Annotated in this window: 12 protein-coding genes, 1 tRNA gene and 1 riboswitch; of the genes, 5 read left to right on the top strand and 8 right to left on the bottom strand. The window is 49.9% G+C overall.

The annotated features are described in order from the left end of the window. Positions 1–3 precede the first annotated feature (3 nt). Both LBQ00_00530 and LBQ00_00525 read left to right on the top strand, forming a co-directional pair. On the top strand, positions 4–810 hold the full coding sequence (locus tag LBQ00_00530) for a site-2 protease family protein (GenBank protein ID MDR2017371.1): 807 nt from the start codon (positions 4–6) through the stop codon (positions 808–810). Between the two features lie 465 nt (positions 811–1275). Beyond that, positions 1276–1824, top strand: a complete 549-nt coding sequence (locus LBQ00_00525; GenBank protein ID MDR2017370.1) for a DUF6125 family protein — start codon at positions 1276–1278, stop codon at positions 1822–1824. A gap of 351 nt (positions 1825–2175) precedes the next feature. Here LBQ00_00525 and LBQ00_00520 read toward each other — a convergent pair. Beyond that, positions 2176–2260: transfer RNA gene (locus LBQ00_00520), tRNA-Leu, on the bottom strand. 371 nt (positions 2261–2631) lie between these two features. On the opposite strand from LBQ00_00520, the gene LBQ00_00515 reads away from it, so the two are divergent. From LBQ00_00515 to LBQ00_00505, 3 genes are all read left to right on the top strand, one after another. After that, complete coding sequence (locus LBQ00_00515) at positions 2632–3663, top strand: TRAP transporter substrate-binding protein (protein ID MDR2017369.1); 1032 nt, start codon at positions 2632–2634, stop codon at positions 3661–3663. Positions 3664–3740: 77 nt separating this feature from the next. After that, positions 3741–4226, top strand: a complete 486-nt coding sequence (locus LBQ00_00510) for a TRAP transporter small permease (protein MDR2017368.1) — start codon at positions 3741–3743, stop codon at positions 4224–4226. After that, positions 4227–5534 (top strand): TRAP transporter large permease, encoded by a 1308-nt coding sequence (locus tag LBQ00_00505; GenBank protein ID MDR2017367.1) that lies wholly within the window; start codon positions 4227–4229, stop codon positions 5532–5534. A gap of 453 nt (positions 5535–5987) precedes the next feature. Here the strand turns inward: LBQ00_00505 and LBQ00_00500 are convergent, their stop codons facing one another. From LBQ00_00500 to LBQ00_00470, 7 genes are all read right to left on the bottom strand, one after another. Beyond that, positions 5988–6374 carry a hypothetical protein gene (locus LBQ00_00500; GenBank protein MDR2017366.1) on the bottom strand — a complete coding sequence of 129 codons (387 nt, stop codon included), beginning with the start codon at positions 6372–6374 and terminating at the stop codon, positions 5988–5990. Between the two features lie 172 nt (positions 6375–6546). Further along, positions 6547–7098: a peptidoglycan recognition protein family protein gene (locus LBQ00_00495; GenBank protein ID MDR2017365.1), complete on the bottom strand. Its 552-nt coding sequence runs from the start codon at positions 7096–7098 to the stop codon at positions 6547–6549. A gap of 95 nt (positions 7099–7193) precedes the next feature. After that, positions 7194–8288: a hypothetical protein gene (locus LBQ00_00490; protein ID MDR2017364.1), complete on the bottom strand. Its 1095-nt coding sequence runs from the start codon at positions 8286–8288 to the stop codon at positions 7194–7196. Positions 8289–9316: 1028 nt separating this feature from the next. Next, a complete protein-coding gene (locus LBQ00_00485) occupies positions 9317–10099 on the bottom strand; it encodes an ABC transporter ATP-binding protein (protein ID MDR2017363.1) in 783 nt (260 codons plus the stop codon). Next, on the bottom strand, positions 10100–11113 hold the full coding sequence (locus LBQ00_00480) for an iron ABC transporter permease (protein ID MDR2017362.1): 1014 nt from the start codon (positions 11111–11113) through the stop codon (positions 10100–10102). Further along, positions 11113–12132 (bottom strand): ABC transporter substrate-binding protein, encoded by a 1020-nt coding sequence (locus LBQ00_00475; GenBank protein ID MDR2017361.1) that lies wholly within the window; start codon positions 12130–12132, stop codon positions 11113–11115. The genes LBQ00_00480 and LBQ00_00475 overlap by 1 nt, the downstream gene beginning before the upstream one ends. A 125-nt stretch (positions 12133–12257) precedes the next feature. Next, positions 12258–14264: a TonB-dependent receptor gene (locus tag LBQ00_00470; GenBank protein ID MDR2017360.1), complete on the bottom strand. Its 2007-nt coding sequence runs from the start codon at positions 14262–14264 to the stop codon at positions 12258–12260. Positions 14265–14397: 133 nt separating this feature from the next. Then, positions 14398–14535, bottom strand: a riboswitch (cobalamin riboswitch). Positions 14536–14588: the final 53 nt, after the last annotated feature.

The raw sequence follows: 14588 nt of genomic DNA, 5'->3' as shown, positions 1-14588 counted from the left end.
GGCATGGTAAAAATCATACTTTTTATCCTCACCATAGCTTCCACCTATTTCGTGCAGGGTCTCGCATACAGCATTCCCCTCATGACCATACTCCTCTCCCACGAGATGGGTCACTACTTCATGAGCAGGCATTACGGCATGCCCGCGACCCTCCCCTACTTCATCCCTTTCCCTCTCTCGCCCTTCGGTACCTTGGGCGCCATAATAAAGGTGAAGGGCTCCATCACAAACAAAAGAGCTCTATTCGATATCGGTGCCGCCGGCCCCCTGGCTGGTTTTATCGCGGCAGTCCCCTTTGCCATGCTGGGTATCAAATGGTCCACGATTCAGATCGTTGCTCCGGACGCACCCTTTGTCCGACTCGGCGACCCTCTCATATTCCAGATCCTCCAACATCTCATCGTGGGCGAGATACCTACCGGCTACGATCTGGTACTCCACCCGATAGGGTATGCGGGATGGGTCGGCTTTTTCATCACAGCCCTAAATCTCCTTCCCGTAGGACAACTTGACGGAGGGCATGTGCTTTACGCCGTATTTGGTGAAAAAAGCAAATGGATCTTCATAACAGTCGTCATAGCCCTCGGACTCACCGCGATTTTTTATAATCCCGGCTGGCTCCTTCTCGTCATACTCCTCATTATCTTCGGCAGACGTCATCCTCAGCCTGCCGATATGGAAACAGAACTCGACAGCCAGAGGAAGGCCCTTGCCTTTGTGATCCTCCTTATATTTCTACTCTCCTTTACCCCTGCGCCATTCCCCCAATTGAACTTCAATCTTCCCGAGAGCAAGGGTATACCGATATAGGCACCTGCGTCATTCGTGAAACAGAAAATCCCTGAGCGCCCTATTCATGGGATTACTGATATACCCGACAATTTCTCCATACAACAAGGCTCTAACATTCCATGGAGTTGCTTACTGCTTAAAGGCTCCCATTGAGCAGGCCGGATATCAACCTTTCCGATCCCGGACTGACGCGCACCAGGAAAACCATAATCTTTCAAAGATACTGTTTTTAGAACATGATACATTTTAAGAGACGTTTTTACGTTGGTTGCATCTTTTCAATTCCTCTCTTTTTTTCTATACCGTTTGGTGTATAGGAGTCATTTTTCGACCAAGAATAGTCAAGCAAATAAGCCGGCAGCTTCGCGTTTTTATTCCATATAGAACCAAAGACACACAACCTGTGAAAACGTTTTTTATCATCAAATAGTTTTGCATTTCGAGGTAAATCAATGATAATGTGTAAAATAAGGAGGGAATACCATGAATACACTTCAATTTGATAACGAACAACTGTGGCTATACGTCGAGTTTATGCTGAACACGTTCAGAAGGGTTGATGGGTTCTGGTTTCTCGGAGTGGAACATACATACGGTTACGATGCAGCAATCAGGATGAACGAAGAAGTGTGGCACAGGATGGGCAAGATCATGACCCGGGAAATCAAAGAGAAGTTCTCTATTGAGGAAAAAGGGCTGAAAGCCGTCGCCAAAGTCCTCAGGTATTCTCCCTGGTCGCTGATAAGTGGATTTGACATTGAGGAGAAAGACGAAGAAGTGATACTGTCGGCGCCCCATTGCAGTTCTCAGGAGGCTCGGCTAAAAAAAGGTGTAGGAGAATATGACTGTAAGGATATGCACTTGGGTGAATTTGAGAGTATCGTTAAGGAGGTTGACAGTAACGTTCAGGTCGAATGTATCTTTGCTCCTCCCGACCCTCATCCCGAAAAGCTATTCTGCAAGTGGCGCTTCACTATGAGCGGAAGCAAAAAAGACGTCTCTAAAAATCTTACCCAAAATTCAGCGCAATAACCATTTTAGAATACCCATTGCGGGTCTAATCAAGAAGAACATCCCGTGTTAGGACTGGACAAAATGCCAGCCTTGCGCGGCGCGGCCTCTCAATAGAATACGTCTCCTGGCGAAGTAGGCGGGGGTACCTCTGGCGGCACCGTTTTCAATGGTGAATTGACGTTTACCGCGAAAGCGGCGCCATTCCCAAGAAGTCAACAAAAACTCAGGATAGATTTCTATGTACCACTTATGTCTTGGCGATTATTTGTCACTCCTGATAATCCGACGGTTATCTTCCCCATAGATAATGACAAGGACCAGCATTTTACAAGGTCCAACTTCATTGCATTTTTTAATTATCTCTTGAAATGCCTAGGACGGGAATCGAACCCGTACAGCCGCGAGGACCGAGGGATTTTAAGTCCCTTGCGTCTACCTGTTCCGCCACCCAGGCATGAGCTTTGTTATAAGCGGAAAGATCGTATATTGTCAACGAAAATACTCCCTCAACCAAGCGCTTGGATCTATATAACTTGACTTCGCGCTACCTACATGCTATATGACTACTATGATCAACGCAACAATTATATCCAAATTAAGCTGGCGGTGGCAGCAAATATTGTAGGTGTGAGACCGTAATTATCTGGCCATGGACGGTTTCACACCGTTCATGGCCGATTTTGTTTAAAGGCCATGAGTCGTATCATGGCCTTTTTTATTTTTATATTACAGGCCTTCGCCGCTCTGCCGTGCCTATTCCCCGAAAAGGTGCATGAGCGGCCAGGGTATGAGCAGTACCATAATCACATTTAAAGGGGGTACCCCATGAGCAGCAGGAAGTTAACAGTTGTCATCGTTCTCTTTGTTTTTTTCACCGTCTCCCTCCTCGTCTGTCCTTTTTCCGCGAAAAGCCAAACCATCACCCTGAAGTATGCGAACTTCCCTCCCGCCACTACCTTCCCCTGCGTCCAGATGGAGAGATGGGCAAAAGAAGTCGAAAAGAGAACGGGCGGAAAGGTGAAGGTCCAAACATTCCCCGGCAGCACGCTCCTGCCTGCGAAGAATATCTTCGACGGGGTATTGACCGGCATGGCCGATATCGGCAACTTCGCCATGAGCTACCAGCCGGGTCGCTTCCCGATCTCGGAGGCAGTTGACCTTCCACTGGGATTCGCCTCCGCGAAGGCGGCAAGCCTTACATTATACGATCTCGTGGAGAAATATAAACCCAAGGAATTTGAAAAGGTGAAGATTATCACCTTATTTACCTGCCCTCCGGCAGACATCATGACAAGTAAGCCGGCAAAGTCCTTGAAGGATTTGAAAGGCATGGAACTCAGGGTATCGGGTACCGGCGCCGATGTAATCAAAAGATTGGGGGGGATCCCTGTCGCCATGCCTCAATCCGAGACCCCTGAGGCGATACAGAAGGGTGTGGTGAAGGGAATCGTCTCCTCCCTGGAGGTATTGAAAGACATCAACTTTGCCGCTTATTGCCCCTTTGCCACGGAGGCAAACCTCTTTGTCGCCTCCTTTGCGGTGGTGATGAATAAAGATAAATGGAACTCTCTCCCTTCCGATGTAAAGAAAGTGATCGACGACTTACGAAGGGAGCAGGCGGAATGGACGGGAAAATATGTGGACAACCATGTAAAGGAGTCCCTTGCCTGGTCTAAGCAGAAGTACAACCACCAGGTAATCACATTTTCAAAGACAGACAGAACCGAGATGCTGAAACTCTTAAAACCCATGGTCGACGACTACACAAAGAGGGTGACGGGCCAGGGGCTTCCGGGAGAGCAAATATTGAAAGATACCTATCTCTTGAAAGCAAAATACGAGAAAGTAAATAAATGACAGGCGCGGCAAAACGGGCGGCATAACGGACATTATCCAAGGCACCCGCCTTGCCGATCTTTTACTTGGAGAAAACGATGAATCATCTTGACAGGCTGAATATATTTCTCAACAAGCTCTTTCTAATTCTGGGAGGCGTCGCGGTACTGGGACTCATGATCCTTGCCACCAGCAACGTAGTGCTCCGTATTTTTCACATGCCTTACATGGGGGCTTACGAGATCGTCTCGTTCTTGGGAGCGGTGGTGATCGCCTTTGCCCTCGGTTACACCCAGAAAAAGAAAGACCATATCGTCGTTGACATTCTTACCGAAAAATTTCCTGGTCCGCTCAACCGGTTCCTTGACCGCATCAACTATTTCGTGACCCTCATATTCTTCTCAATTGTAACATGGCAGATCTTTGTGTGGGGTATGAAGATATGGGAATCCCATGAAGTCTCCGAAACTATGAAGATCATATACTATCCTTTTGTTTTTTGCGTCTCACTGGGCTTCGGAACGTTGTCTCTCACGCTCCTCATTGATTTGCTTAAAACATTTAAGAAGAAAGAGGAAAATTAGATGGACGGACCTATCGTTGGTATATACGGCATCATCATTATGTTCGCTATCCTGTTCCTGTTTAAAATACCTGCAGGGTTTACCATGGCCCTTGTCGGTTTCTTAGGAGTAGCGTATGTCACCTCCATGAAGGCGGCCCTTGGCATGATAGGAACGGAGCTCTGGAATATCTTCTCGAGTTACGGTCTCACCGTAATCCCCATGTTCATCCTGGTAGGCGAGTTTGCCCATTACGGCGGCTATAGCAACGGCCTCTACAAGGTGACTTACAAGTGGTTCGGCCAGTATAAAGGCGGCCTTGCCATAACGACCATCATGGCATGCGCCATCTTTTCCGCAATCAGCGGCTCCAATACTGCGACCGCCGCCACCATGAGCACCATTGCCATACCGGAGATGAAAAAGTACAACTACCATCCCCAACTGAGCGCTGGTTCGGTAGCAGCTGGCGCAACATTGGGCGTTCTCATCCCACCCAGTATCGTCCTTGTGGTCTATGGCCTCTATACGGGGCAATCCATCGGTAAGCTTTTCTTCGGGAATGTGATCCCCAGCGCCATATTGACCATCCTTATCGCGGCCACCGTGATCTATATATGCCGGCGGAACCCGGAGTGGGGACCTAAAGGCCCAAAAAGCACATGGCTGGAAAGACTGAAAGCCCTTCCAGACCTCATCGATATCACGATTCTCTTTATAATCATCATGTATGCCCTTTTCACCGGAGTGGTCACCGCGACGGAAGCTGCGGCGGCAAGCTGCGCCATAGCGCTCGTCCTGTGCCTCGTGCGGAAAAAAATTACATGGGAAGGCTTTATCGCCTCAATTGTGGATACACTCCGCATCTCCTGTCTCGTATTCACAATAGTGGCGGGTGCTGTCATCTTCGGCAGGTTCTTAGCTGTGACACGTCTACCTTACGAGGCTGCATCCATGATATCAAGCCTCACCCTTCCTGGCTGGGCGCTTTTCTGGATCATTATACTCTGCTACATTATAGGAGGCTGTGTTATGGATGCCCTCGCGTTCCTTCTCGTTTCACTACCCATATTCTACCCTATCGTCATGCAGATGGGATATGACCCAATATGGTTCGGCCAGGTAATATGTATTGTCACCACCATGGGATCAATCATGCCCCCAATAGGTATCTGCTGTTACGTCGTGGCGGGGATGGCAAAAGACATCCCCTTGGGGACCGTGTTCAGAGGGAGTCTCTACTATATCCCGTCTTACATAATTTCCATAATACTTCTCATGCTTTTTCCGTACGCGACAGTCCTTGTGCTGTCGAACATCGTGAAATAGAAGTTTATTGACCGGCAATGCCCGGGGCGGCCCGGGCTGCTGTCTTTCTTGACATTGTTATTTTGGTATCATTCCGTGCAGCAACACCCCCATTCTAATCGCGGCTTGCTTATTTTTTCGAGCATACGGTCAACCGCCTCAGGACCGATATGGCGCCGTACGGATTAAGCCTCGGCAGGCATTTTCTCACACCACGTAATGGGACACAAGCCGACGGGGATAGCGAAAACAAGGGCCGCGGCAGGCATTTTTGCGTTTTCATGTGTCAGGATCGGACACAGTTATATTTTCGTAACGGCGGAAAGATGCAACCACCCCGCGCCACTTTTGAGTTTACCCCACCTTTTCCCGGTGGTGTCGGTCAATTCCTCGACAATGGTATATACGCCGTTGTCGTTTATCGTCCCCGCAACGGCAAAGCTATCCCCTGCGTCTTTGCGGTAGCTTGTCCCCTTATCTACCCTGACCGTGTACGGCGTAATGGGACCCGGCTCCGGTGGGGGTTTGTTCGATTGCCGAAACATGCACGGCGGCAACCCACCCAAATACTTTGCCGCCGTCCTCTGATACAAGGTGAAGCGGATATTTCCCGCTACTTGCTGTCTGGGTTACCTTGCAACGGCTTGCGGGGCGCGTGTTGGCGGCTTTTGCGGCGTCTGCTGATACATACTCGCCGCCCGTAAACTGTACTATGTCCCCTTTCTTAAAGGCTGTGGGCGCGGAGGGCTTGTCCGTGAATTTGTCAAAGTAGCCTTGCCCGTACTTCTCCCGTTGCTTCTTTACCTCCTCGCCTTTGTCTTTTGGTTTTTCGTATTGCGTAAGTATCGTTTGACGCTTCACGAACAGTTTTCGCGCCTCTAAGGGCGGTCATAACGCCACCCTGCAGTTCTTTCACATGAATTCAAGCTGCATGGTCAAGTCGCCTATTGACAAGCACGTTGCTTTCGCAAAGTCAAACAAAGCGTGCTTTCGGCGTATAGATTGTCCATAAGACCCGCCACGGCAAAGTCGTTTAACCCCTTGCTTTTGAGAAAGTCCCATATTGTTTTGTCGTTTGCGGTGGTCGCGCAGGTGAGCTTATCCCTAACAATGCCACGACTTTGTTGATAAACACGTCCCATGGGTAGGAACTGCCGCTGCGTAAAAGCTGCGGACAATCTTTCGTCTTGTTCCACTGATTATGTTGTACGACATTTGCAACAAGGATATTATGCTCCTTACATAAATACGCCGTAAGCTCCGCCGCCATGTCCGTCGCGCCTTGTAAATCGCCGTCGCTGTTCATGCAAATTTCAATACCTATGCCTTTACGGTTTCCGTCCCCGGCGTGGAAGCCGTCCTCATTGTCGGGCAAGTGCTGGTATATGTTCTTTTCGTCCATTGTGTAATGCCACGATACGGGTCCGTTTGTGGCTTTTTCGCCTTTGATGTACGCTGCGTGGCTTTTCACGTCCGCACCTTTTGACCTGTTGCCCGTGTTGTGAATCGTTATAAACGTCATGGGGTTAGCCCTGCCGGGTCTATTCCTCCGCCCCGCGGGTATAAGGTCCTGCATAATGTTCATTCTTTACCTCCTTTTCCATTAGCAGCGGTCCCGTAGCCTATCTGACTTGAACATTATATCCCTCCATGTCCACATCGTACCGTCAATTATGAGGCTTAAGGAGTTCTATCGGATAGGGGATGAATGATCAGGGTCGTCTTCACCTCAACGGGGGTGGAGCGATTGTTAGAGGACCCACTGGTCCCATCGCCTAATTGACCCCAAGGATTATACCCCCATGCCCATACCGAGCCGTCGCTTTTTATTGCCAGGGAGTGATTGCTACCAGCAGCCAGAGCCGTAATACCAGTTAAATAACCCACGCCGTCTTTGCCCTTCACCTGCACGGGGGTATTTCTATTAGTAGTGGTCCCATCGCCCAGTTCACCGGAACCATCATTCTGCCCCCATGCCCACACAGTACCGTCGTATTTAAGGACAAGGACATAATTGTATCCCCCGGCAATGGCCTTGATACCGGTTAAATTCTTCACCTGCACGGGGGTGGGGTGAGGCTTGCTATCGTTGGTCCCGTCGCCCAGTGTACTCCAACCATTCCATCCCCATGTCCACACCGTACCGTCGTATTTAAGGGCGAGGGAGCGCCAGCCTCCCCCGGCAATGGCCGTAATACCGGTTAAATTACCCTTGCCGAGCGGGCCCTTCACCTGCACGGGGGTGGGGCGAATAATAGTGGGCGGCGGGTCTAGGGGCATTTTGAAATTGCAAGACTCACTGGTCCCGTCGCCGATTTCACCGCAATGGTTCCATCCCCAGGCCCATACCGTACCGTCGTCTTTAAGGGCGAGGGAATGATAGTGTCCTGCAACCAGGGCCGTAATACCGGTTAAATTACCCTTGCCGAGCGGGCCCTTCACCTGCACGGGGGTGGGGCGATAGTCAACGGCAGTCCCTATGCCAAGCTGACCAAAAGCATTCCATCCCCAGGCCCATACCGTACCGTCGTCTTTAAGGGCGAGGGAAGTGTGGCTTCCTCCGACGCCCCCTGCAAGAGCCTTGGCGGTGAACGCCGTCGTTAGTGGTACTTGTGGTATTGTTTGTTGTAGTGGTTGCACCCGCTCTACCTGCTGCATGGGCCCGCTCACCTGTATCTCCGGCTTTGTATCTGCGCTTACCATAAATGGCATCAGCGTCAGCATAAGCACAGCTGATAAGAGTATGGCTAAGCACATGTTTTTTCTGTTTTTCATAATTAAGATCTCCTTTTCCGGGAAGCAAGTCTCGGATAATGTGTGTTTTGATTTCTTGTAATCACCCTTCAAAGAAACACTACTTCAATATACCCACTACGTCTTTTTACCCATTCAGTTATCTCATTGCGCAGATCAAAATGGGTTATCAATCGCATTATGTATCTATCGTAGATGCCTTCACATTCTTTTGTAAATATCTTGGCGGCAAACACTCGCCATCTTCCTTTATTGAAAGTTTTTAATTAGATGAAGCTGTATTACCATGAATCTTGCTTTATCGCCCAAAGGTGCAACAATCTTTTTACGGGCAATGGTAAACATGCCGCCAGCAAAAGGCGGGCGGTCTGCCTTAAGCCCGAGACATACGGAAAGACCGGATCCGGCTCTCTGTAATAGCCGCCGATGGCGGCGATAACCCGTGGCAGGGTCCGTTCTGACACTTCCCGCTGTACAGCAAAGCACCGCCGCAGGCTATATGCTTATATGACACACATCGCCCCATCGTAGCCCCTCCGCTAATTTTGAGAAATGTTCTATCTTCATCGTCCCGGCCATAGACCGTGCCGATACACCTGTTTTTGATATATAAAAAAAGAACCTTCCCTGGAGAGAAGTTCTCCAGGGAAGGTTCTGATGCGCTTAATGAGAGGCCGACCTTCAGGGGACAAGCGGTGGTCCCCGGAATAGGGGTACGCCACTTCCGGCGGGTCGAAGATAGCCGCATTACCGGAAGCAAGGGGAGCAAAGAGACGTCAACGGGCATGCCTGGAGACAGGTTCAGAGGCAAAGTGCCTCCCCTTGTTGCCAGTGTGGGTAGAACGTTATGTTGTGTTGTTTCATACAGAGGGAAAAATTATGGTGCTGTCATTTAAATTTAGTATATTTGTAACAGACGGATATTGTCAAGGAATAACGTCAAAAATCATAAGAATATTGGATGCAAAAATATCTGGAATTCTTCCATGGAGGGAGGGATAAATAGGACGCGGAGGATAAGAGCGACATAATTGACAGGAAACGGTGATTTACTGAGGTGAGGGTAATTGGCACACATAGGGTCTTCCTGTGGCGGGGTTTTCGAGGATGACGACGGGCGTCCTGTAGACCTCTTCTAAGATCTCCTTCGTCAATACTTCCCCGGGAGAACCATCCCTGGTTAAGGTTCCATCCTTAAAGAGCAGAATCCTGTCACAATAATGTGAAGCAAGATTGAGGTCATGGAGGATGGTAATGATGGTCAGATTTTGTTCACTGTTCAGTTTTTTGACCAGATCCATGACTCTCGCCTGGTGCGTAATATCAAGGTAACTGGTAGGTTCGTCAAGCAGAAGGAGGCGCGGTTCCTGTGCCAGCGCCCTGGCAATAAAAACTATCTGCCTCTCTCCGCTGCTCAGACTGTTGACGGACCTCTTCCCAAGATCAAGAGTCCCGGTAAGGGCCATAGCGTCATGGGCGTGAGCGAAATCCGTCCTGTTCTCCAGCGCTGACAACCCCTTAAGGTGAGGTATCCTCCCCAGAAGCACAAACTCAAAAACGGACATGGGAAGATCCGTATCCCGGAGATTGCCCGCAACGGCGACCATTCGGGCGAACTCCTTGAAGCTGAAATCACTCACATTCCTGCCATCCAGAGTAATGAGGCCATTGGCGGGCTTTATTACTCTGGAGACAGCCCTCATAAACGTGGTCTTGCCGGAACCATTGGGTCCGATGATTGTTACGAATTCTCCGGTCCTAACCGTTACGCTTATATTCTTCAATACCGGGTCAGACCCGTATCCACACGTGAGGTTTCGTATCTCGAGCATCTACTGCCTCCCAAGAGACAGCTCTTTTTTGGTAAGGGCATAAATAAAAAGAATCCCGCCCAGGATTCCCGTTATTACCCCCACCGGCAATTCCATTGGCATGACAAGGGTCTTGGCCGCAGTATCGCAGAGGATCAGAAAGATGGCTCCCGACAAAAATGAGGCGATCATAACAATCCTGTGGTCTACCCCCACCCACATCCTGACAAAATGGGGAACCACGAGACCCACAAAACCGATGACCCCGGAAATAGATACAGACACTCCGGCAAGGAGAGACGCGACGACGAGAACCGACTGTTTCGTGCGCTCCACGTTGACACCAAGATGTAGCGCCTCATCCTCCCCTAAAGCCAGGGCGTTAAGGTCAACACAGAAAAGATAGGAGACTGCCAATCCGGAAAGGGTCACAAACAGGGAGAACTTCACGAGGATCCAATCCGCTTCACCGAGAGAACCAATGATCCAGAAAAGGATATCATGGAGTTGCTCTGTCCTGGAAATAGACATAATGAGGAGAACAAAAGAAGATGATATGAAGCTCACCATGACCCCGGTGAGGAGAAGGCTCGGGGCTTTTAAAGCCCCCCTACTGGCGTTCATGAGGTAGAGAAAAAGGATCACTAGGAGGCTGCCTGCAAATCCGGCGGCTGGTTGGGCATATACCCCTAACATATGGCCAAGACCCATAATGGCAGCCACCGAAACCCCCAAGGCTGCTCCACCGGATATACCTAAGGTATAAGGTTCGACGAGATTGTTCCGAAACGTCCCTTGAAGGATGACTCCTGCGAGGCTCAGCGCCCCGCCCACCGAAAACCCGAGAATCAGCCGAGGAATGCGTATATCGACAAGAATACTGCGGAACGTGCTTCCATCGTCCGTGAACAGAATAGTGAGGATCCGTCCCGGCGGAATAGCTGCGGCTCCTGTACACAGAGAGAGAAGAGATACGCCGGCAAGCGCCAGAAAAAGGACCGCGATCACGAAGATCCATCGAATGTTTCTTTTCACTACTGTCTGTCTCTTTCCCTGCGTCCGGGGTGAAGTAGCCCCGCTACGGTCTCCAGGGCCTCAACGAAGGTAACAGGGGTGGGGCTGCACATCTTGTACGGATCCATCACGTATACCGCGCCGTCCCTCACAGCCTTCATTGTGCCAAATCTCTGCCACCTTACTTTCTCGCTTTCTGCGACAGCACCTTCCATGGCGACTATGAGGATGACGTCAGGATTAACGGCAAGAACACGTTCCCTGCTCAAAAGCCCTCCTTTGCCATCCTGAATGATATTGACGCCATCGGAAAATTCGATAAAATCATTGAGAAGAGATTCTTTCGCGGCGGCAAAGAGAGGGTTTGCTCCTATTTGAAGAAAGACCTTGGGTCTCGTGAGTTCTTTTGCCGCGGCTCGCATCCGCTTAACTTTATCAAGGCTCGTCCGGGCAATCTTCGTTGCCTCCCTTTCCTTTCCCGTGAGCCTGCCCATCTCTATGAACTGCCCGTTCATTTCATCGAAAGATTCAGGCTCTTCAAAGACGGCTACCTTGATCCCAAGGTTTTTAAGTTTTTTAACTGACCTGGGGTCGGTAAGGGAGGTGGCAATAACGAGATCGGGCTTTAGGGCTGCCACTTTTTCCACGTTTATCCCGGTCACGGTCCCGATCTTGGGTTTTTCCAGTGCCGCTTTGGGCCTTTGGCAATAGACCGTAACACCTGCGATGTTCTTCTCCAGGCCCAGAAGGTACAGCTTTTCCGTAACGGCAGGGCCCAAAGAGACTATCCTTTGCGGGGGGAGCGAGGAAGCGCCTGAAAACCGGGCAAGGGCCGCCACAAGGCACATGATAAGGAAAATGAAAGACAACATCACATAAAGACCTGCCGCATGCGCTTTGCTGCCCAAGTAATCCCTCCTGAAAATATCAGAAAACTGTTTAAACACTTCCCTAAAGTGGCTCTGCCGCCCCGCCGCCTCTCTTCTCTCCTCATGAATTGCCTTTTGCCCGACACCCACGCAGAGCCTCAGGACTCCCATTTTTACCACCCCCGAAAACCTTCGTCAATATGGGATTTGGGCGTACGGCTTGCCTTCACGACGACGGGGACATCCCGGCCGGAACGGGAAATGAGACTGCCCCAGCGCCCATTGGGGCCGCCTTCTCAAAAAGCATACGACAACCCTGCTACAAACTGCCTCTCGGCGGAGGGATAAAAGTTTCTTACCGGCAGGCCGCCAAAGGTATAGCTTGCCGCCCCATACTCGCTGTACCGTTTCCCTGTGACATTCTTTATGCCGAAGTAGGCCTGCGTTCCTTTAAACGTGTATTTCACATTAAGGTCAATAAGGGTCGTCCCTGGAAGCATGGGAAGCTGATTCTGCTGGTCGCTTATGAGATACCGAGGGCCTAAATATGTCAAAATGGCGTTGGCGGTAAGACCTCTCCATATGTAAGTAAGTTTCGATGAAAACTTATCTCTGGGCACAAGCGGGATTCTGTTGCCGTCAAAAACCCTTCCGCCGAATGTTGCATCGGTATATGAGTAAAGCAGGTCAAGGGTCAGGTTCTTCGTGAACGTTAGATGCAGGGCGGCCTCTACACCCTGTCGTTTTGTCTTGTCATAGTTGCCATTGAAAATGGTGTAGGGATTGTAATAGATTTCGTTATCTGTTTTCGCCTGAAAATAGGTGACGCCCCCTCCGATCCAGTCCGCAATATTGTACCTGACGCCAGCATCCAGTTCCTTCGTGACCTGGGCAGCGAGATTAGGATTGACAGGAGGCGTGTTATAGGGATTAAAAAACTCATCGGTGGCGGGCAGTCTGAACCCTTTCGCCCACGTAACGAAGATATTACCCTTCTTGCCAAGGAGATAATTTGCAGAAAATCGGTATGCGTCTTTCTGCTCATGGTCCGTGACATTGATAGGTTTGATGAAACCGCAGCTGTCATTATAGTCGAAGTCATAGGTTACTTTCTGAAGCCGGTATCCCAGGCCAAAGGTCAGGTCTTTGATTGGTGTAAAGTCGTCATTCACATAGAAAGCTCTATCCGTCCTCGTGATCCTGCTCGTGGAATTGATACGATAAGAGGGAATGATACTGAAACCCGATATGTCGGCAGGCACATGGTAATAGTCAAAACCGGCCACGAGTGAATTCTTGAGGCCGAAGACCGGAGTATTGACGGTTATCTTGGGGGTAAATGCGTATGTCTGGGTAGTGTTTCTTCCGTCATAGAGGAATGCTTCATAGTAATACGGATTGCGCCGGTCCCGGTATGAGCCGTAAACCGAAAGGGTTATCTCCCTGGTAAGCTTTATATCCGCCCCGAGATCGGTAAAGCTGTCCTCGGTAAAGCCCCGGTCAAAAGGCGTTTTGGAATTCCGGCGATTATATAGACCGTGCGCGAGGTCTGTATAGGTCAAAGACCCTGGCAGGCCATATCTGTCTTTGTGGTATCCTGCTTTCAGGGAAAAAGAAAGGTTCTCAAGCGCATCCAATGTGAAGCTCCCAAAGAGATCCTTCATCTGGAGATTATTGTTCTGCTTGTATCCATCCGTATTGTAGGACGATCCAAGGGTGTAGTAGCTGAATTTACCCTCTTTTCCGAAAGCGCTCATGGCGGACGAATAGGTGGCATGACTTCCCGCCGTCGCGCCTGCCTTGAATGCGGGCTTACCCTCCCCCTTTTTTGTAATAATGTTTATTACTCCAGCCACAGCGTTGTCGCCGTAAAGCACCGTCGCGGGTCCTCTGTAAATCTCGACGCGCTCTATCGCCTCAATAGGAATCTGGGCAAGGTCGGTACCGGAGAGATCTATGCTGTTTATACGCCTCCCGTCAACAAGAAAGAGTACATTCTGGGGTGCAGCCTCGCCATAGCCCCTTATATCCACCTGGGCGGACTTAGGGTTATTAGTAAGGTTAGAGGTAAAAACACCCGGTTCCTGTTTGAAGACATCAATAACGGTGAGCGCCCCCATCTCCTCAATGTCTTCCTTCGTGACGATAGAGACGTTCGCAGGCACTTCCATTAATGGTTGTGGCATCCTTGCGGCGGTTACGACGATGTCGTCAAGCCTGTAAGGGGTCTGCTGTGCAATACCAGGGCAAGGCAAAAAGATCAAAACACATAAAGATAGACCGATTACAGCAGATGTACGCATAATTTCTCCTTTTCATGGCAACGCGGGTAAAATACAGAATCGCTTTGGTGATGAAAAAAGGATTTAAGGTGGATCGTTTCTCATGTGCCCTCCTTATGCCTCGTAAGGATTAACGTGAATTTAGACCGATCCAAGGTTTCCTGGCTCAGGTATTGCGGCTTATCGCGCCTTCCCACCCGTTTTAAGGGCAGTGGCAGGGCAGTAAAGCCCCTGCGTGCCGCCTTGACCTTCACAGTTGCGGGACAGCGGAAGATTCTCACTTCCTTCCCTTGAAGACCAGCTACGCTTTGTTATTTATTATTGCATGGATTCCAGGCAGTCTTC

The sequence above is a fragment of the Syntrophobacterales bacterium genome (assembly GCA_031274925.1).
Lineage (GTDB): Bacteria > Desulfobacterota > Syntrophorhabdia > Syntrophorhabdales > Syntrophorhabdaceae > PNOM01.
This window is presented reverse-complemented; position numbering and strand designations above follow the sequence as displayed.